This is a genomic window from Lentzea xerophila, assembly GCF_051094245.1.
Classification (GTDB): domain Bacteria; phylum Actinomycetota; class Actinomycetes; order Mycobacteriales; family Pseudonocardiaceae; genus Lentzea; species Lentzea xerophila.
Map to the genome: position 1 here is coordinate 1,046,266 of NZ_CP194934.1, position 18,344 is coordinate 1,064,609.

Sequence of the window (18,344 nt, forward strand, 5' to 3'; positions counted from 1 at the left end):
ACAACAACGTGACGGCCGCGGGTGCATCCACCCGCGGCCGTCCGCGTACCGGTCGGTTGGGCCACCTCCAGCGGCCGGGCAGCACGCGGGTGCTCGAGATGTCCGCGGGGTCCGAGGTGCGGCGCAGCATGCTGCCCTCGGGCCTGCGGGTCGTCACCGAGCGCATCCCGGGCGTGCGGTCCGCCTCGGTCGGGCTGTGGGTGCAGGTCGGGTCCCGTGACGAACGGCCAGAGGTCGCGGGTGCCGCGCACTTCCTGGAACACCTGCTGTTCAAGGGAACGGCGCGGCGTACGGCGGCGGCCATCGCGGAGGAGATCGACGCGGTCGGCGGCGAGCTGAACGCGTTCACCGCCAAGGAACACACCTGCTACTACGCGCACGTCCTGGACGAGGACCTGCCGCTGGCGGTGGATCTGGTGGCGGACGTGGTGTTCGAGGCGATCTGCGGTCCGCGTGACTTCGAGACCGAACGCGGTGTCGTGCTCGAAGAGATCGCGATGCGCGACGACGACCCCGAGGACCTGCTGCACGACGCGTTCATCGAGGCGTTGTTCGGCGGACATGCGTTGGGGCGTCCCGTTCTCGGTTCTGAGAAGTCTATTCAGGACATGGACCGCGACGCGCTCTACTCGTTCTACAAGAAGCGGTACACGTTGCCGCGCATGGTGTTCTCCGTCGCCGGCAACATCGAGCACACGCACGTGATGCGCCTGGTGCGCAAGGCGGTCGGCGAGCGGCTGTCGCGGGAGGGCAGCGCGGTCGCGCCACGAGCGGGTCGCGCGCGCATCGCCGACGCCCGCAAGCTGGTGCTGCACACCGACGACACCGAGCAGGCGCACATGATGCTCGGCATGCGCGGACTCGACCGCCACGACGAACGCCGGTTCGCGCTGAACGTGTTGAACGCGGCCGTCGGCGGCGGCATGAGCTCCCGGCTGTTCCAGGAGGTCCGCGAGCGGCGAGGCCTGGCGTACCAGGTGTACTCGTCCGTCGGCCTGTACGCGGACACCGGCACGTTCGCCGTCTACGCGGGCTGCCAGCCCGATCGGCTGGGCGAGACCGCCGGCGTCATCCGCGAGGTGCTCGTGGACGTCGCGCGCGGCGGCCTCTCCGACGCGGAAGTGGCGCGCGGCAAGGGACAGCTGCGCGGCGCTCTCGTGCTGGGCCTGGAGGACACCAGTTCCCGCATGTCGCGCATCGGCAAGTCCGAACTGAACTACGGCGACCACCTGAGCGTCGAGGCGACTCTCGCGCGCATCGACGCCGTGTCGTCCGACGAAGTGGCGCTGCTCGCACGTGATCTGCTGCGCCGACCCGTCGCCGCGGCGGTGGTCGGCCCCTACGATCACGCCGACGATCTGCCGGACCAGGTACACGAGGTGATTGCATGATTCGCGTCGGAGTTCTCGGCGCGCGGGGCCGCATGGGTTCCGAGGTGGTCCGCGCGGTCGAGGCCGCGAAGGACATGGAGGTCGTGGCGGCCATCGACGCCGACGACCCGTTGCAGGCGCTCGTGGACGCCGACGCACAGGTCGTCGTCGACTTCACGCACCCCGACGTCGTGATGGGGAACCTGGAGTTCTGCATCGCCGCCGGGATCCATTGCGTGGTCGGCACTTCTGGGTTCGACGCCGAGAAGCTCGCCGCAGTGGAACGGTTGTTGGAGGGTCGTTCCGAGGTCGGTGTGCTGGTGGCGCCGAACTTCGGCATCGGCGCTGTCCTGCTGATGCGTTTCTCGGAGATCGCGGCCCGCTACTACGAGTCGGCCGAGATCATCGAGCTGCACCACCCGCGCAAGGCGGACGCGCCCTCGGGCACGGCGGCGCACACCGCGCGGCTGATCGCGGCTGCCCGATCCGGGATGGACCCGATGCCCGACGCGACCACGCAGGAGGAGCCTGGCGCGCGCGGTGCTCAGGTCGACGGTGTGCGGGTCCACTCGCTGCGGATCTCCGGGATGATCGCGCACCAGGAGGTCGTGTTCGGCGGCGAGAGCGAGACCCTGACGATCCGCCAGGACTCGTTGCACCGCACGTCGTTCATGCCGGGCGTCGTGCTGGGCGTGCGCGAGATCGTCGGTCGTCCCGGGCTCGCTGTCGGCCTCGACAAGTACCTGGACCTGTGAAGGTCAGGGTCACCGTCGGGCTGCTGATCGCGGCTCTCGCGGTCTACTTCGTCCTGCTGGCCGGCCGGGCTGTGGCTTTGCTGCAGACCGGCGAGTTCGTCGGCGTGCTGCTCGGCGTGGGCGTGCTGATCCTGCCGCTGCTCGGTGTGTGGCTCGTGTACTCGAACCTGCGGTTCGGGTGGGAGACCGAGAAGATGGCCCGCGAGCTCGACGCGGACGGCCTGATGCCGGACGTCTCGCACCTGCCGCGCCGCCCGTCCGGGCGGGTCGACCGGGCCGCTGCGGACTCGTGGTTCGAGGAGCGGCGGGCCGAGGTGGAGGCGTCGCCCGAGGACTGGCGGGCCTGGTTCCGGCTGGCCTACGCCTACGACGTCGCGGGGGACCGCGGGCGGGCGCGCGAGACCATGCGCAGGGCGATCGAGCTGCACTCCTGATCTGGTCGGGCTCCAGGGCCCGCCGACATCGGAACCTGGCGGGTGCCCAACGGCACGCGGGCACCCGCCAGGCACCAGGGACGGCGCGGCTTCGCCCCACCCGCCAGATCAGCCGGCGGCCGCGACCGCCAGTTCCGCCGCCAGGTCGCCCTTCTGCACCACCAGCACGTCCTCCAGGCCGAGCCAGTCGGCCATGTGCCGCAGCTCGGCCGCGAGTTCCGCCGCCACCCGTGGCCGATCGACGCCGTCCTCGGCCCACGCCGACTGCACGCGCAGCACCCCGGCCGCGCGGTCGGCCTTGATGTCCACGCGCGCGACCAGGGAGCCGTCCAGCAGGAACGGGAACACGTAGTAGCCGTGCACGCGCTGGGGCTCCGGCACGTAGATCTCGATGCGGTACCTGAAGCCGAAGATGCGCTCGGTCCGCGCCCGTTCCCAGATCAGTGGGTCGAACGGGCACAGCAGAGCGCGCCCCAGGACTCGGCGCGGGGCTTTGGCGTCCACGTGCCGGTAGCCGACGGCACGCCAGCCCTCTACCGACACCGGTTCGAGCACGCCGTCCTCGACCAGTGACGCCACGGCCGCCTGGGAGCGGCGCGGGTCCAGCCGGTAGTAGTCGCGCAGGTCGGGTTCGGTGGCCACGCCCAGCGCGACCGCGGAACGGGTGACCAGCTCGCGGGCGCCCTCGTCCGGTGTCCACCTCTGGGCCAGCACGTCGGCGGGGATCACGCGCTCGCTCAGGTCGTACAGGCGCTCGAACGAACGACGGGTGCCGGTGGTGAGGACGCCGACGCCGAACAGGACCTCGCAGATCCGCTTGACCTCGGACCAGTCCCACCACGGGCCCTTCGCGCGGCCAGAGGCGCCTGTCAGGGCCTTCTCCAGGGCGCCGGCGCCGATCGGGCCGAGTTCCTTGACGGCGGCCAGCACCTCGTCGACCAGCTGGGGCGAGCGTTCGAGGATCGTCTGGTAGTTCTGCCACCAGCCGCGCTTCTTGGCGCCGGAGTGGAAGAGCGGCCAGTCGAGGACCGGAACCAGCGACGCTTCGTGGGCCCAGGTCTCGACGAGCATGCGGGGCTTGCGCGACGAGTGCGTCCACGCGGCGTCGTCCAGCAGCGAAGGGGCGTAGGCGCCCAGGCGGGAGAACAGCGGCATGTAGTGCGCGCGCACGGCCACGTTCACCGAGTCGATCTGCAGCAGCTGCACGCGGGACAGCACCCGCTGCAGGTGCCTGCGGGTGGCCGACGACGGCCTCGGGTCGGTGAAACCCTGGGCTCCCAGCGCGATTCGACGGGCTACGTCGGCACTCATCCTCTGCACGGGGCCGATGTTGCCACGCACCCCTGACAGTTCTGCGACGTGGCGTCGATAAGGTGCGCCTATGGCCGACGCCGGCGTGCACACCGCCACCGCTGCTGACCTTTCGGAGATCGTCCGCATCCATCGGGAGACGTGGCGGCTCGCCTATGCCGAACTCCTCCCGCCCGACGTGCTGGACACGCTCGACGCGGACGAGGCGTGGGCGCTGGCCGTCCGCGGTGGCGCGGTGCTCAAGGCGATCGAGGGCGAGTGGATCGTCGGGTTCGTCGTGGCGAGCAAGGCTCCGGACGAGGAGGTGGCCAAAGCGGACGGGTCACTGCCTGAGGACGCCGCCACCACCGCACTGCTGAGCGTCCTCGTGGAACCTCGCTGGGGTCGTCGGGGGCACGGGACGCGGCTCGTCGCCGAGGCGGCCAGGCGGCTGGCGGCGACGGGTGCGACGCGCGGCATCGCGTGGGTGCCGGAAGCCGACAAGGCCTCCCGGAACTTCTACGAACGACTGGGCTGGACGGGTGACGGCACGGTGCGCACGCTGGACGCGGGCGGGCGTCCGGTGCGCGAGGTCCGGGTCTCCGGTCCGCTGACCGTCCCGCTCGACGTCTGAGATGTGTGTAGCCTCGGCACGGTGCTTGCCTTGGTTGGCCTCATGTTCGGGGTCGCGCTCGGCTCGGCGGTAGTCCCCCTGATCAGCATCGAGATGTTCGTGCTGGGACTTTGCGCGCGCTGGCCGGACGTCTCGTTCTGGATCGTCGGCCTTTCCGTGGCCGTCGGCCAGGTGCTGGGCAAGCTGCTCTACTTCTACGCCGCGCGTGGCGACATCCATCTCCCGAAGTTCCTGCACCGCAAGCCGAGCGACAAGCCGGGCCGCTTCCGGCGCTGGTTCGGGCCCGGCACGCGGATACACCGCTGGGGCGACTGGATCCACGTGAAGTGCCGGGCGCACCCGAACTGGATGGCGGGCACCCACGGGGTGAGCGCGCTGGTCGGGGTGCCGCCGTTCATGGCGACGAGCGTGCTCGCCGGACTCGCGGGCATGTCCACGCTGATGTTCGTCGCCACCGGCATGGTGGGCCGCTTCGCGCGGTTCAGCTTCCTCGCGGCCTCACCGGCCGTGGTCATGGCGTGGTTCTAGCCGCGAGTCCGACGGCAATCCCAAGAAACAGAGGTTGACCTGCAGCGATGCGTGCGTGCTTGACACTTCGGACTATAGTTGTCAAGTACGTCAAGCGAATGGTGGGTGGCCAGGTGTCCCAGTGGAGCGTCAACGACATTCCGAGCCAGCACGGCCGAACGGTGATCGTCACGGGGGCCAACACAGGCCTGGGGTTCCAGGCCGCGGCGATGTTCGCGGCCAAGGGCGCGGACGTGACGTTGGCCTGCAGGAACGCGGCGAAGGCGGAATCGGCGGTCACGCGGATCCGGGCGCGCCGGCCCTCCGGAACGGTTCGCGCCGCGACGCTCGACCTCGCCGATCTCGACTCGGTCCGAAGCTTCGCCGCCGACTTCGGCGACCGGCAGGACCGCCTCGACGTTCTGGTGAACAACGCAGGCGTGATGTGGCCGCCGCTGTCGCGCACGACGCAGGGCTTCGAGGTGCAGTTCGGCACCAACCATCTCGGGCACTTCGCACTGACCGGCCACCTGCTGCCGCTGCTGCTGCGGACTCCTGAGGCGCGCGTGACGACCGCGACCAGCCTGGCGCAGGTCACCGGTCGCATCGACTTCGAGGACCTGAACTGGCACGGGCGCCGGTACTCGACGAGTGCCGCCTACGCGCAGAGCAAGCTGGCCAACATGATGTTCGCGCTGGAGCTGGGTCGCCGGCTGCGGGCGGCGGGTGCTGACGTGGTGTCGACCGCGTTCCATCCCGGCTGGACCTTCACCGACCTCACCCGTCATTCGGCCGCCGTGCTGCGGAAGGTGAGTCCCCTCATCGGGATGTCCGCGGAAGTGGGGGTGCTGAACACGATGCGAGCGGCTACGGACCCGGACGCGTCCAGTGGCAGCTATTGGGGCCCGGCCCGCCTGTTCGGCACGAAGGGACATCCGGCCCGCACCCGGATCCCGCGGCACGCGCAGGACACGGCCGTCGCGGCCCGGTTGTGGGAGGAAAGCACGCGGTTGACCGGGGTCCGGTACCCCCTTGCGGCACCGACCGGCCAGGAGGGCTGAAACCGTGGACAAGAACGCGGCCAACGGCTCGGAGCGGCGCGAACGCATCGTCCGCGCGGCCATCGAGGTGTTCCTGCGCTTCGGGTTCCGCAAGACCTCGATGGACGACGTCGCCAAGGCGGCGGCGATCTCCCGGCAGGGTCTCTACCTGCACTTCGAGACGAAGGACATCCTGTTCCGGGCCGTCGTGGACCAGATGCTGGCAGACCTGCGAGCTGCCACCTGGGGAGCGCTGGATCAGGACGCCAGGACCGAGGACCGGCTGGCCGAGGCCTTCGAGGCGTTTCACGGCGTCACGGTCGGCACCGTGGTGAACCGGGAGGTCTACCACAAGCTGCTGAGCTCGGCGCAGTCCTTCGCGCTGGACCGGATGGCCCGGATGGAGGAGGAGCTCATCACCGCCGTGGCCGCGCTGCTGACCAGCACCGGGCACGCCGCCGCGTGGAAGGAAGCGGAGCTCTCCGCCACCGAGCTCGCCCAGAACCTCTTCGACGCCTCGGCGGGCGCCAAGTACGAATCCGGTTCGCTCGACGACTACCGCCGGCGCGTCCGTGTCGCCGCGCGGATCATCACCGGCCTGCTAGTGGAAGAGGATCGACGCCAGTACGGAGAAGGCGATCAGCACAGCGGCGACGGTGATTCGGGCTGATTCGAGCACGACCCCGAAGATATCGATGCTCTGCCGATGAAAGCCAGGCGCGAACGGGTGAGAGCCGAATGATCTGGCTCTCACCCGTCGTTTCGCGCTCGATTATTCGAGAACGAGCATTCCGTCGGGCAGGCCGGGAGCTTCGTAGGAGTGCCACATCGGACGCCAGTCCGGCAGCTCCAGCATCCGGCGCAGGTCCGCGAACCCGGACAGCCAGCCCATCCACGAGCCCAACGGCGGTTCCGCGGCGTCGAACCCACTCTGTACGAACGTCAGCCGCGTCTTGCCCTCCGAGCCCTTCAGCTCCCAGGACGACACCATCCCGTCGGGGAACTCGATCGCGAAGTGCTCGCCGTCCAGCGCGATGATCTTCGCCGGGGTCTCCTCGTCCTCGAAGCTCCCCATCGCCCACCGGCCGCCGACGTGCGGCTCGATCGAGCACCGGGCGCCGAACCACCGCGCGAACACGTCCGCGTCGGTCAGCGCGTCGATGATGGCGGCCGGCGGCGCCGCGATGTCCACCTCGAACCGCTGCTCCGTCGTCGTGAAGTCGCAGAACCCGAACACCTGCCGGCCCTCGACGTGCTCGACCAGGTTCGCGAGCACCAACGACCAGAACGTCTGGACGACGCCCGCGTGCGCCTCGTCCGTGATGGCGGCGCCCCACTCCGGGTACGGCGACTTGGACATGGAGATGAGGGTCTCGCCGTCGCGCTCCTCCACGCCGAGCTCGACCGTGTAGTCGACGCCGTGCAGGAACCACGAGAACCGCACCGAAGAAGAGGTGACCTCCAGCAGCTTCTGCCGGCCACGCTCACCTTCGGGCGTGTAGCGCCCCCAGAACTCGAACGTGCCCTGGTCCAGGTCCACGGCGGCATGCTCGGCGAGCCATCCTCGCAGGTCCTCGGCTGTCGTCAGGGCCTGGTAGACCCTCGCGGTGGGTGCGGAAGTCCGCACGCGGACAACTCCGGTGCTCATCTGTCGTCTCCCTTCGGGTAGCAGGCGAGCGCGATGCGGAACGCATCCCCCTCCGCGCCGCCGTATCGGGTGAAGAGGTCCTGCAACGTCGTCTGCAGCTCGGCCAGGAACTCCTGGCGTTCCTCCGGCCGCACCCGGATCTCGCCGGACACGCCGACGGACGGCAGCTCGCTCGACCTGTCGAGCGCCGCCACGTCGACCTGGATCTGCTCGGCGAGGTCCACGAGGTGCCCCAGTGCCAGTTCGTCGCGTGACCCGATCCGGCCGACCAGCCGTGGCGACAGCCAGTACGACCGCGCCACGGCCTGGTAGAGGCCCTCCTGGACGCCGCGCACCCTGCGTTCGGCGACCTGGGCGACCAGACCGGCCTTGACCAGCTGTTTGACGTGGTAGTGCACGCGTTGCGGCGTCTGGTCCAGCACCTCGGCGACCTCGGTGCACGAGCGCGGCGCGGCGAGCTGCCGCAACACCTCCACGCGCTGCGGCTTGAGCAGGGTCTCGGCCTGCTCCATCCGGTCCAGATAGATCACGTCTCTCATCGCAAAAAATACTTTGAACGTTCAAAACAATTTTGTCAATCGAGCGAACAAGTATGGACTGACAGATATTGAAATCTGTCAGTCCATCGGGCATGGTGGAGGGACCACAGACGAAGGGGTTCGAAATGCAGAAGCGTCAGCTCGGAGCCACCGGCCCGGTCGTGTCCGCCATCGGCCTGGGCTGCATGGGCATGTCCAATGCCTACGGCCCGGCCGACCGCGAGGAGAGCATCGCGACCATCCACGCCGCCCTCGACGCGGGCGTCACGTTGCTCGACACCGGCGACTTCTACGGCCAGGGTCACAACGAGCTGCTCATCAGCGAAGCCATCAGGGGCCGCCGCGACGAGGTGCAGCTCAGCGTCAAGTTCGGTGGAATGCGCGACGCCGACGGCGCGTTCGTCGGGTTCGACACCCGCCCGGCCGCCGTGGCCAACTTCCTCTCGTACTCGCTGCAGCGCCTCGGCACCGACCACGTCGACATCTATCGTCCGGCGCGGCTCGACCCGACCGTGCCGATCGAGGACACCATCGGCGCCATCGCGCGGCAGATCGAGAAGGGCCACGTCCGGCACATCGGCCTGAGCGAGGTCGGCGCCGAGACCATCCGCCGGGCCCACGCCGTCCACCCGATCACGGACCTGCAGATCGAGTACGGCCTGCTGGAGCGCGGCGTCGAGCGGGAGATCCTGCGAACGACCCGTGAGCTCGGCATCAGCATCACCGCGTACGGCGTGCTGTCGCGCGGCCTGATCTCGGCCACGCCGCTCACCCTCGACGCGAGCGACTGGCGCGGCCACGCGCCCCGGTTCCAGGGCGACAACCTGACCCGCAACCAGGCGCTCGTCGGCAAGCTCAACGAGATCGCGGAGGACAAGGGCGTCACGGTCGCGCAGCTCGCGATCGCCTGGGTCGCGGCACGCGGGGAGGACGTGGTGCCTCTCGTCGGCACGACCAAGCGTGCGAGGCTGAACGAGGCGATCGGTGCCGTCGACGTGACGTTCACCGAGCGGGAGTTGCAGGAGATCGAGGCTGTTGTTCCGGTCGGGGCGGCCGCGGGCACGCGGTACGCGGCCGAGCAGATGGCCATGCTGGACAGCGAGAGGTGAGTGGGAAGTGGCGGAGACGCTGACCGCGGAGGCGATCCTCGCGGCGACCGAAGAGGTGCTGCGCAGGTACGGCCCTGCCAAGGCCACGGTGGTCGACGTCGCCAAGGCGCTCGGGGTCAGCCACGGCAGCGTCTACCGCCACTTCGCGACCAAGGCCGCGCTGCGCGAGGCGGTGACCCGGCGCTGGCTCGACGCGATCCACGACGAGATGACGCCGGCGTTCGACCAGGGTCTCACCGCAGCCGAGATGCTCAGGGCCTGGCTGCAGAAGCTCTTCGACAAGAAGCGGGTCTCGCACTCCGAGGACCTGGAGCTGTTCATCACGTTCCGCACGCTCGTCAGCGAGAGCAACGGCGTCATCGACTACCACCTCGAGCACCTCGTGGGTCAGCTCGCACGCATCATTTCGGCGGGAGTGGAAACCCACGAGTTCGTGACGGACGACGTCGCGAGGACGGCGCAGGCGGTGTGGGACGCGACCGACAGGTTCCACCATCCGGCGCACGCCCAGGAGTGGGGAGATCCTCACATTCAGGACGCGTTCGACGCCGTCGTCTCACTGGTCGTCGCCGGACTGAGGTACAACCGAAGCCCAAGTGCCACAGGCGATGCTTGAGGGTCACGGAGGTGAACGGTGCCGCCTGACGAGTGGATCGACCTGCTGGGAGCGCCCGAGAGGCGTCCTGACCCGGTTGACTGGGACGCGGTCAACGCACGGGTCGGCACGGTGTTACCCAGCGACTACGTGCATCTCGCTGACGCCTATCCGCCGCTGATCGTCGGCGGGTACGTCAGGATCCTGCACCCCACCGCCCGCGCCGGGTTCATGAACTGGATGTCGCAGGCGCCCAAGGTCCTGCGGGCGCTGCGCAGGCAACCGGGCCTGCGGGTGCACCCGGACTCGCCGGGCCTGCTGCCGTGGGGGATCACCGTCAACGGCGACCACTGCCTCTGGTACACCCGCGGTGAGCCGGACGAGTGGACCGTCGTGATCACCGACCTGCGGCAGAGCTGGTCCTACGACGGGAACTTCTCGAGCTTCACCAGGAAGTTCCTGACCGGCGAGATCCGCTGCCCGATCTTCCCGGACGACGTTCCCGGCGGCTCCAAACCGTTCCAGGAGCCGTAGCCGGCGACTGCTTTTCGGGAACGCGGGGGCCCTGCGTTTCCTTGTGGGAAACGTAGGGCCCCCGCGTTCCCTACCCGACCCCCCGGTCAGTTCGCGGCGGCGGTCACCAGGGCGTTGCCGCTGCTCGTGCGGCCGGTGACCGTCAGCGTGGCGTCGCCCAGCGGTTGCGCCGAGACCTCGAAGTCGCTGCGGGCGTTGCCGGACGTGGACACCAGGTCGATGCGCGCGAGCGTGCCCTGGCGGATGCCGACCCGGATGTGGCCGGAGCCGGTGCCGAGCTGGATCTCGCCGGACGCCGCGTCGGCCACGGTCAGGTCGCCGCTGCCGGTGCGCACCTGGACGTTGGCCTGCACGGCACCCAGCCACACGTCACCGGTGCCGGTGATCAGCGTGGCGGTGCCGCCCACCGACGACACCTCGACGTCACCGCTGCCTGTCTTGGCCTTCAGCGAGGAGAGCATCGTGCCGAGCCGGACCGTGCCGGCGCCCGAGTTCACCTTGGCCTCGTCGGTCGCGCGGTCCGCGGACACGCTGCCCGTGCCGGTGTTCAGGTCCAGCCGGCCCGCACCGCCGGTCACGACGACGTCCGCCGCGCCGGTCCGTGACGTCACGTGCGATCCCACTGGAGCCGTCACCACCACGGAGAGCGGCACGGCACGCAACGGCAGCGCCTTCGACGACTCGACGCGCAAGCGGTTGCCCAGCAGTTCGACCCGTGCGTCGCGCACGGCCTCTTCCGGACCGGCCTGCGGAGCGCTCTTGTCGGGACCGAACTGGCCGCTGACCCAGCTCAGCACGCTGGACAGGCCCTCGGTCCACGAGTTGCCCGCGGCCGGGTCGTGCCGCACCTCGACGTGCACACCCGGCGCGTCGACCAGCTGCACCTGCACCCGGCCGCTGAGCAGCGAGATGTCGATCTCGGCGATGCCCGCGAACTCGAAGCTCTGCTGGCGCACGACGCCGGCCGGTTCCGTCGGTTCCGAAGCTGGTTCTGACGATTCGGTCATTTCGCTCACCCCTGCACCCATCCGCGGACCCGCGAGCCCGAACCGGCGTTTCCGCTCCACCCCTTGTGCTGATGCTTGTGCTTGGCGTGCACCGCGCCGCCCACGGCCTGCTGGATGAACGAGTTCAGCGACACGCCCTGAGCCGCCGCGGCGGCCTCGGCCTTCGACTTGAGCTCGTTGATCATGCGCAGGGTGATGCGGCTGATGTCACCCGTGGCGTCACCGAGCGGCACCTCGTGCCGCGGGGCCGGTTCCGGCTCCGGTTCGGCGGACCCGGTGACGACCACCTGGACGTCCCTGCCCGCGAGCCGGACGTCCACGACCTGGCCGTCCAGGGCGGCGGTGACCTCCGCGGCCAGGTCGGACAGTGCGTTCATGATTGCCAGTCGCGCGGCTGGTTCGAGCGCTGCGGACAACGCGGCGGCCGTTCGACGGGTGTTGTCGTCCCCCGCAGATGCGGCCGTCGCCAGGTCCTCGCGCAGTGACGCGATGTACGGCGACAGATCCATGACACCAATATGACGTCACTTCCGACATCGTGCAACCAGCAGTTGGTGTCAGGGCTAATGTCGGATTATGCCGAGAGTGCGCTTGGTGGCGAAAACCGAGTTCATCCCGCCGGACGACGTGCCGTGGACGACCGACGCGGACGGTGGCGCGGCGCTCGTCGAGTTCGCCGGCCGAGCCTGCTACCAGTCGTGGGACCGCTCCAACCCCATGACGAACACCAACGCGACGTTCCTGCACCACCTGCTCGACGTCGGGCACCTCGCCGCGTTCGAGCACGGCAGCGCGACGCTCTACCTGACCGAGCTGCCCCGCTCGCTCACCCACGAGCTGATCCGGCACCGGCACTTCTCGTACTCGCAGCTCTCCCAGCGCACCGACCCGACCGACGTCGTCGAGCCGGACCTGATCGCGCGGGACCCCGAGCTGCACGCGCGGTTCGCCGCCGCGACCGAGGCGAGCCTGCGGGCGTACGAGGACCTGGTGCAGAGCCTGGAGAAGACCGTCAACGGCCGGCGCGCGCGGCAGATCGCACGGTCCGTGCTGCCCAACGCCACGGGCACCGAGATCGTGGTGACGGGCAACTACCGCTCGTGGCGGCACTTCATCGCGATGCGCGCCACCGAGCACATCAACGTCGAACTGCGTGAGCTCGCCGTCGCCTGTCTGCGCGAACTGACGAAGGCGGCGCCGAACGCGTTCGCGGACTTCGTCATCTCGACACTCCCGGACGGCACAGAAGTTGCCTCCAGCCCGCTGGTGGTTGAAGGCTGACATCCATGAAGCGGCTCATCGTGGACGTCCGGCCTGGCGAGTACACCGTGACGCGCAACCACCCGGGGGCGGGAGTTCCGGCAGGGCTGCTTGACCTCACCGACTGCCTGGTGTCCGTGACCAGGACTCCGGACGAGCTGTCGATCATCGCGCCGTCGTCGTACAGGATCGCGGGCGAGGTGCCGGCGTATTCGGTGGAGAAGGGCTGGCGGCTGCTCACCGTGCGTGGGCCGCTGGAGTTCACCCTCACCGGCATCATGGCCGCGCTCGCGGGTGAACTGGCGGCGGCGGGCGTCTCGTTGTTCGCACTGTCCACCTACGACACCGACCACCTGCTCGTGAAGCAGGCGGACCTGGGGCGCGCGGTGAAGGCGTTGCGTGCCGCAGGTCACGAACTGGTTGTAGCGCCGGAAGTGTAGGAACCGATCCTCCAGTCGGCGGGTCTCAAGTACCGTCATCGCCCTCGGTTCCCCCGTCGTAGGAGCGCACGTTGCACGGACAGGCAGTCGAACCGCGCGTCATCGCGGGCAGGTACGCCCTGGTGGCGGAGCTCGGCCGCGGTGGCATGGGCATCGTGTGGCGTGCCCAGGACCGCCACATCGGACGCTTCGTCGCGATCAAGGAACTGCACCTGCCGGACGGCATCGCGCACGAGGAGCGCCGGGTGCTCGAAGAGCGCGCTCTGCGTGAGGCGCGCACCGCCGGCAAGCTCAACGACCCCGCCGTCGTGACGGTGTTCGACGCCATCAACGAGAACGGCACCACGTACATCGTGATGGAGCTCGTCGAGGCGGCGACGCTGTCGACGTTGATCAGCACGCACGGCCCGATGCCGCCGAACCAGGTCGTGTCGATCGCCCTGCAGACGTTGTCGGCGCTGGAGACCGCGCACGCGGCCGGGATCGTGCACCGCGACGTCAAGCCCGGCAACCTGATGGTCCGCCCGGACGGCAAGGTCAAGCTCACCGACTTCGGCATCGCCCAGGCCGTCGACGACCCGCGCCTCACGACCAGCGGCAGCCTTATCGGCTCGCCCGCGTACATGTCGCCGGAGCGCATCCACGGCCACGAGGCGGGCTCCGCGTCCGACCTCTGGGCGCTGGGCGCGACCCTGTGCTACGCCGTCGAGGGCTGGAGCCCGTTCGAGCGCTCCTCCACGGCCTCGACGCTGCACGCGATCATGAGCGAGACCCCGCGGCTGACCCGCGCGACCGGCGTTCTCAGTGCCGTCATCACCGGTCTGCTGATCGCCGACCCGAACGCCCGGCTGTCCGGCCCGCAGGCCCGCGCCATGCTCTCGAGCATCGGCAACCAGCCGACGCCGCCCACCGGGATCTCGCCGCAGGCCACGCAGCAGTACCAGCAGGCTCCTGCCGCCGACCCGGCGAAGAAGAAGCGCAACCGCATCCTCGCGCTGGTCGCCGCCGTCGTCATCGCCGCGGCGGCGTTCACCGGCGGCATCTACGCGCACAAGGCGTTCACGACCCCCGGCGGCAGCGACGGCCAGGCGCTGACCTACGGGGAGGGAGGCGAGGTCCCCGTCTTCGGCCTGTCCGAGAACGCGTGCGGCAACGGGGCCGTCGCGCCGACCAAGCAGCTCGACTCGGACGTTCGCGAGGAGTGCGACAAACCGCACGACTTCGAGGTGTTCGACGCGGCCGAGACCCTGCCGGTGAGCTCGAGCCTGCCCGACGCGGCCTACCCCGGCGTCGAGGCGCTGAAGAGCCTCGGTGTCGCCCGCTGCGAGCTGACGCTGAGCTCGCAGTGGGTCAAGGACGGCGAGAACCTCAAGCTCACCACGCTGGTCCCGACCGAGACGGCGTGGCGCAAGGACAAGAACGACAGCGCCGAGCGCCGGATCTACTGCGTGGCGAGCAAGAAGGACGGCAGTCAGTTGGACGGCACCATCAGCGCGAAGAAGGACAACTAAAGGTGAAGAGAAAGATCGTCTCCGTCCTGCTGGTCCTCGGCAGCGCGAGCGTTTTGTCGGCCTGCTCCGGCAACGAGGACAAGTTCGTCGCCGAGCTCAAGGCCGCCGGTTTCACCACCGTCGGCGAGCCGAGCACCGAGAAGGAGAAGAAGTCCAAGAAGGTCGGCAAGCGCACGGTCAAGTCCTCGCAGAGCACCATCGAGGTGATGGTGCGGGTGAAGGGCTGCGACCTCGAGTTCGCCAAGATCTCGGGGCAGTCCGGCTACTGGCTGGACGAACTGCACGTGGGCGGGCAGGAACCGGACTGGCCGGGATATCCGGAGAACCTGAACCGCGACCAGGTCGTGAAGCTGCTCGCGGACAACTCGGCCAAGCCGGAGGGCTTCCAGGGCTGCTACAAGCCGAACGAGGCCTGAGCCGGTGTGTGGTGCAATGGTCGGGTGAGTCTCGCCCGCGATGAACGCAAGGCGCTCGTCGACCTGATGACCGAGCTAGGCCCGGACGCGCCCACGTTGTGCGGCACCTGGTCGGCCAAGGACCTCGCCGCGCACCTGGCGATCCGGGAGAGACGCCTGGACACCGCGCCCGGCATCCTCCTGGCGCCGTTCGCGAAGTACGCGGAGAAGGTGCAGCAGGACTACGCCCACAAGACGTGGGGAGACCTGCTCGACCTCGTGCGCACGCCGCCGTTCTGGGTCGCCCCGATCGACAAGTGGGTCAACACCACCGAGTACTTCGTGCACCACGAGGACGTACGGCGGGCGCAGCCCGGTTGGGAGCCGCGCCCGTACGACGCGATGCGCGAGAACGTGCTGTGGAAGTACCTGCCGTTCACCGCGAAGTTCACCTACCGGTCGTCGCCCGTCGGCGTGACGCTGGTGCGGCCCGACGGCGAGCACGTCGTGGCCAAGCAGGGCGCGAACGGTGTGGTGATCACCGGTGAGGTGACTGAGCTCGTGATGCTCGCGTTCGGGCGCGACGAGGTCCGCGTCGAGTACAGCGGTGACGCCGACGCGGTGCAACGGGTGCGGTCGTTGAACCGAAGTGTGTGAACTCGGGTAGTTTCTGCGCATGCCAGGAAGCCCGTACGCAGGGCCGGACCGCCCGTTCGGCCGCGTTCTCACCGCTATGGTCACGCCGTTCGACTCGCGGGGTGAGGTCGACCTCGCCAAGGCGCAGGAACTGGCGAAACACCTGGTGGACCTGGGCAACGACGGCCTGGTCGTGAACGGCACGACCGGTGAGAGCCCGACGACGACCGATCGCGAGAAAGCCGCGCTGCTCACCGCCGTCGTCGAGGCCGTGGGCGACCGTGCGACCGTGGTCGCCGGTGCGGGCACGTATGACACCGCGCACAGCATTCACCTCGTGCAGCAGGCTTCGAAGGCCGGTGCGCACGGAGTGCTGGTCGTGACGCCGTACTACTCGAAGCCTCCGCAGGAGGGCCTGCTGGCCCACTTCACCGCCGTCGCCGACGCGTCGGAACTGCCGGTGATGCTGTACGACATCCCGCCACGCGCGGTCGTGCCGATCGAGGTCGACACCCTCCTGCGCCTGGCGGAACACCCGCGCATCCTCGCCGTGAAGGACGCCAAGGGCGACCTGCACGCGGGCAGCCGGGTGATCGCGAGCACCGACCTCGCCTACTACTCGGGCGACGACCCGCTGAACCTGCCGTGGCTGTCCGTGGGCGCCGTCGGGTTCGTGAGCGTCATCGGCCACCTCGCGGCCGATCGCCTGCGGGATCTCGTTGAAGCGTACGAAGCCGGAGACGTGGCCCGGGCAAAAGAAATCCACGAGTCGCTGCTGCCGCTGCTGCGACCTTTCCGCCGGGTACCCGGCGTGACGTACACGAAGGCTGCGCTACGCCTGCGCGGACTGGACGTGGGTGAACCCCGTCTGCCGCTGGTGCCTGCCGCCGCCGAGGACATCGAGGCCATCGCGGCCGAACTGGGAGTCAACGCGTGACCCAATCGACCGAATTGCCGCCCGCACTGCCGGAAGGCGGCCTCCGCGTCGTCGCACTCGGCGGAATTGGCGAGATCGGCCGCAACATGACCGTTTTCGAGCACGCCGGCCGGCTGCTCGTGGTCGACTGCGGCGTTCTGTTCCCCGAAGACGACCAACCGGGCGTGGACCTGATCCTGCCCGACTTCCGCGCCATCGAGGACCGGCTCGACGACATCGAGGCCATCGTCCTGACGCACGGCCACGAGGACCACATCGGCGCGGTCCCGTTCATGCTGAAGCTCCGCCCCGACGTGCAGGTCGTGGGCTCCCGCTTCACGCTGGCGCTGCTCGCCGCCAAGTGCCGTGAGCACCGCCAGACCCCGCGGCTCGTGGAGGTGAAGGAGGGGGAGCGGCGCTCGTACGGGCCGTTCGAGCTCGAGTTCTTCGCCGTCAACCACTCCATCCCGGACGCGCTGGCCGTCGCGATCAGGACCAGTGCGGGCCTCGTCCTGCACACCGGCGACATCAAGCTCGACCAGCTGCCACTGGACGGCCGGCTGACCGACCTGGCGGGCTTCTCGCGGCTGGGCGACGAGGGCGTCGACCTCTTCCTGGTCGACTCGACCAACGCCGAGGTGCCCGGCTTCGTGGTGCCCGAGCGCGAGATCGGCCCCGTGCTGGAGAACGTGATCCGCAAGGCCGACCAGCGGGTCATCGTGGCCTGCTTCGCCTCGCACGTGCACCGCGTCCAGCAGGTGCTCGACGTCGCCGTGCAGTACCAGCGCAAGATCGCGTTCGTCGGCCGGTCGATGGTCCGCAACATGGGCATCGCGTCCGACCTCGGCTTCCTGAACGTGCCGGACGGGCTGTTCGTCGACCTCGACGTCGCGATGCGGATGGAGGAGAACGAGGTCATCTTCGTCTCCACCGGTTCGCAGGGCGAGCCGCTCTCGGCGCTGTCCCGCATGGCCCGCGGTGATCACCGCCAGATCTCGATCCGCGAGGGCGACACGGTGATCCTCGCGTCGTCGCTGATCCCCGGCAACGAGAACGCGGTCTTCAACGTGGTCAACGGCCTCGCCAAGCTCGGCGCGACCGTCGTGCACCAGGGCAACGCCAAGGTCCACGTCTCCGGCCACTCACCGGCCGGCGAGCTCCTGTTCCTGTACAACGCCGTCCGGCCGTCCAACGTGATGCCCGTGCACGGCGAGTGGAGGCACCTGCGCGCGAACGCGGCCCTCGCGGTCGCGACCGGAGTCGCCGAGGACCACGTGGTGATCGCCGAGGACGGCGTCGTCGTGGACCTGATCGATGGCAAGGCCGCCGTGTCCGGCCGAGTCGTCGTCGGACACGTGTACGTCGACGGTCTGTCCGTGGGTGACGTCGGCGAGTCGACGCTGTCGGACCGCCTGGTGCTGGGCGAGGGCGGCTTCATCTCGATCTCGGTCGCCATCGACCGGACGACGGGACGCGCCGTCGTGGCGCCGACGATCTCCGGCCGTGGCTTCTCCGACGACCCCAAGGCGTTGGAGGCGGTCGTGCCGCTCGTGGAGATGGAGCTGGCGCGGACCGAGGCCGAGGGCATCACCGACACGCACCGCATCGCGCAGGCCGTGCGGCGGGTCGTGGGGCGCTGGGTGGCGGAGACCTACCGCCGCCGGCCGATGATCGTGCCCACCGTCATCCCGGTCTGACACCAAGCTCGTCCGGCACGCCACCGT

The 18,344-nt window shown here is 69.4% G+C and carries 22 protein-coding genes; 17 read left to right on the forward strand and 5 right to left on the reverse strand.

The genetic code is table 11. The features are described 5' to 3' along the window. Positions 1 to 98 precede the first annotated feature (98 nt). The 3 genes from ACRSBM_RS05190 to ACRSBM_RS05200 are packed head-to-tail and all read left to right on the forward strand — an operon-like array spanning position 99 to position 2,559. Positions 99 to 1,391 carry a M16 family metallopeptidase gene (locus ACRSBM_RS05190; protein ID WP_434440222.1) on the forward strand — a complete coding sequence of 431 codons (1,293 nt, stop codon included), beginning with the start codon at positions 99 to 101 and terminating at the stop codon, positions 1,389 to 1,391. Continuing rightward, positions 1,388 to 2,125, forward strand: coding sequence for a 4-hydroxy-tetrahydrodipicolinate reductase (gene dapB / locus ACRSBM_RS05195; RefSeq protein WP_434440223.1), 738 nt, complete (start codon positions 1,388 to 1,390; stop codon positions 2,123 to 2,125). Before ACRSBM_RS05190 ends, dapB begins: the two co-directional genes overlap by 4 nt. Continuing rightward, a complete protein-coding gene (locus ACRSBM_RS05200; protein ID WP_434440225.1) occupies positions 2,122 to 2,559 on the forward strand; it encodes a hypothetical protein in 438 nt (145 codons plus the stop codon). Before dapB ends, ACRSBM_RS05200 begins: the two co-directional genes overlap by 4 nt. A 108-nt stretch (positions 2,560 to 2,667) precedes the next feature. On the opposite strand, the gene ACRSBM_RS05205 is transcribed toward ACRSBM_RS05200, so the two are convergent. Then, on the reverse strand, positions 2,668 to 3,870 hold the full coding sequence (locus tag ACRSBM_RS05205; RefSeq protein WP_434440227.1) for a winged helix-turn-helix domain-containing protein: 1,203 nt from the start codon (positions 3,868 to 3,870) through the stop codon (positions 2,668 to 2,670). Positions 3,871 to 3,940: 70 nt separating this feature from the next. On the opposite strand from ACRSBM_RS05205, the gene ACRSBM_RS05210 reads away from it, so the two are divergent. The 4 genes from ACRSBM_RS05210 (at position 3,941) to ACRSBM_RS05225 (ending at position 6,700) form a co-directional block, all read left to right on the forward strand. Further along, entirely contained in the window at positions 3,941 to 4,483 is a 543-nt protein-coding gene (locus ACRSBM_RS05210; RefSeq protein WP_434440229.1) for a GNAT family N-acetyltransferase, read from the forward strand. Positions 4,484 to 4,513: 30 nt separating this feature from the next. Next, positions 4,514 to 5,011 carry a hypothetical protein gene (locus ACRSBM_RS05215; RefSeq protein WP_434452973.1) on the forward strand — a complete coding sequence of 166 codons (498 nt, stop codon included), beginning with the start codon at positions 4,514 to 4,516 and terminating at the stop codon, positions 5,009 to 5,011. Positions 5,012 to 5,124: 113 nt separating this feature from the next. Further along, a complete protein-coding gene (locus ACRSBM_RS05220; protein ID WP_434440231.1) occupies positions 5,125 to 6,051 on the forward strand; it encodes an oxidoreductase in 927 nt (308 codons plus the stop codon). Between the two features lie 4 nt (positions 6,052 to 6,055). Then, positions 6,056 to 6,700, forward strand: a complete 645-nt coding sequence (locus ACRSBM_RS05225) for a TetR/AcrR family transcriptional regulator (protein ID WP_434440233.1) — start codon at positions 6,056 to 6,058, stop codon at positions 6,698 to 6,700. A gap of 102 nt (positions 6,701 to 6,802) precedes the next feature. Here ACRSBM_RS05225 and ACRSBM_RS05230 read toward each other — a convergent pair whose 3' ends face one another. Both ACRSBM_RS05230 and ACRSBM_RS05235 read right to left on the reverse strand, forming a co-directional pair. Next, positions 6,803 to 7,678 carry an SRPBCC family protein gene (locus tag ACRSBM_RS05230; RefSeq protein ID WP_434440235.1) on the reverse strand — a complete coding sequence of 292 codons (876 nt, stop codon included), beginning with the start codon at positions 7,676 to 7,678 and terminating at the stop codon, positions 6,803 to 6,805. Then, complete coding sequence (locus ACRSBM_RS05235) at positions 7,675 to 8,217, reverse strand: ArsR/SmtB family transcription factor (RefSeq protein ID WP_434440237.1); 543 nt, start codon at positions 8,215 to 8,217, stop codon at positions 7,675 to 7,677. Before ACRSBM_RS05235 ends, ACRSBM_RS05230 begins: the two co-directional genes overlap by 4 nt. A 125-nt stretch (positions 8,218 to 8,342) precedes the next feature. Between ACRSBM_RS05235 and ACRSBM_RS05240 the strand changes: the two genes are divergently transcribed. The 3 genes from ACRSBM_RS05240 to ACRSBM_RS05250 are packed head-to-tail and all read left to right on the forward strand — an operon-like array spanning position 8,343 to position 10,455. Then, positions 8,343 to 9,326 (forward strand): aldo/keto reductase, encoded by a 984-nt coding sequence (locus ACRSBM_RS05240; protein ID WP_434440239.1) that lies wholly within the window; start codon positions 8,343 to 8,345, stop codon positions 9,324 to 9,326. A gap of 7 nt (positions 9,327 to 9,333) precedes the next feature. After that, entirely contained in the window at positions 9,334 to 9,942 is a 609-nt protein-coding gene (locus tag ACRSBM_RS05245; protein WP_434440241.1) for a TetR family transcriptional regulator, read from the forward strand. A gap of 18 nt (positions 9,943 to 9,960) precedes the next feature. Further along, the gene (locus ACRSBM_RS05250) at positions 9,961 to 10,455 is read left to right on the forward strand and encodes a hypothetical protein (protein ID WP_434440243.1); all 495 of its coding nucleotides are present in this window, start codon (positions 9,961 to 9,963) and stop codon (positions 10,453 to 10,455) included. 86 nt (positions 10,456 to 10,541) lie between these two features. Here ACRSBM_RS05250 and ACRSBM_RS05255 read toward each other — a convergent pair whose 3' ends face one another. Beyond that, positions 10,542 to 11,462, reverse strand: coding sequence for a DUF4097 family beta strand repeat-containing protein (locus tag ACRSBM_RS05255; protein WP_434440245.1), 921 nt, complete (start codon positions 11,460 to 11,462; stop codon positions 10,542 to 10,544). 5 nt (positions 11,463 to 11,467) lie between these two features. After that, complete coding sequence (locus ACRSBM_RS05260; protein WP_434440247.1) at positions 11,468 to 11,971, reverse strand: toxin-antitoxin system HicB family antitoxin; 504 nt, start codon at positions 11,969 to 11,971, stop codon at positions 11,468 to 11,470. Positions 11,972 to 12,038: 67 nt separating this feature from the next. On the opposite strand from ACRSBM_RS05260, the gene thyX reads away from it, so the two are divergent. The 7 genes from thyX to ACRSBM_RS05295 all read left to right on the forward strand — a co-directional run bounded on the left by thyX (position 12,039) and on the right by ACRSBM_RS05295 (position 18,317). Continuing rightward, positions 12,039 to 12,743, forward strand: coding sequence for an FAD-dependent thymidylate synthase (thyX, locus tag ACRSBM_RS05265; protein ID WP_434440249.1), 705 nt, complete (start codon positions 12,039 to 12,041; stop codon positions 12,741 to 12,743). A 5-nt stretch (positions 12,744 to 12,748) separates the two neighbouring features. After that, positions 12,749 to 13,162: an ACT domain-containing protein gene (locus tag ACRSBM_RS05270; RefSeq protein WP_434440251.1), complete on the forward strand. Its 414-nt coding sequence runs from the start codon at positions 12,749 to 12,751 to the stop codon at positions 13,160 to 13,162. Between the two features lie 71 nt (positions 13,163 to 13,233). After that, entirely contained in the window at positions 13,234 to 14,673 is a 1,440-nt protein-coding gene (locus tag ACRSBM_RS05275; protein ID WP_434440253.1) for a protein kinase domain-containing protein, read from the forward strand. Positions 14,674 to 14,675: 2 nt separating this feature from the next. After that, positions 14,676 to 15,089: a hypothetical protein gene (locus ACRSBM_RS05280; RefSeq protein ID WP_434440255.1), complete on the forward strand. Its 414-nt coding sequence runs from the start codon at positions 14,676 to 14,678 to the stop codon at positions 15,087 to 15,089. A gap of 24 nt (positions 15,090 to 15,113) precedes the next feature. Next, positions 15,114 to 15,725 (forward strand): TIGR03085 family metal-binding protein, encoded by a 612-nt coding sequence (locus tag ACRSBM_RS05285; RefSeq protein ID WP_434440257.1) that lies wholly within the window; start codon positions 15,114 to 15,116, stop codon positions 15,723 to 15,725. Between the two features lie 19 nt (positions 15,726 to 15,744). Then, on the forward strand, positions 15,745 to 16,641 hold the full coding sequence (gene dapA / locus ACRSBM_RS05290) for a 4-hydroxy-tetrahydrodipicolinate synthase (RefSeq protein WP_434440259.1): 897 nt from the start codon (positions 15,745 to 15,747) through the stop codon (positions 16,639 to 16,641). Continuing rightward, complete coding sequence (locus ACRSBM_RS05295; protein ID WP_434440261.1) at positions 16,638 to 18,317, forward strand: ribonuclease J; 1,680 nt, start codon at positions 16,638 to 16,640, stop codon at positions 18,315 to 18,317. Before dapA ends, ACRSBM_RS05295 begins: the two co-directional genes overlap by 4 nt. Positions 18,318 to 18,344 lie beyond the last annotated feature (27 nt).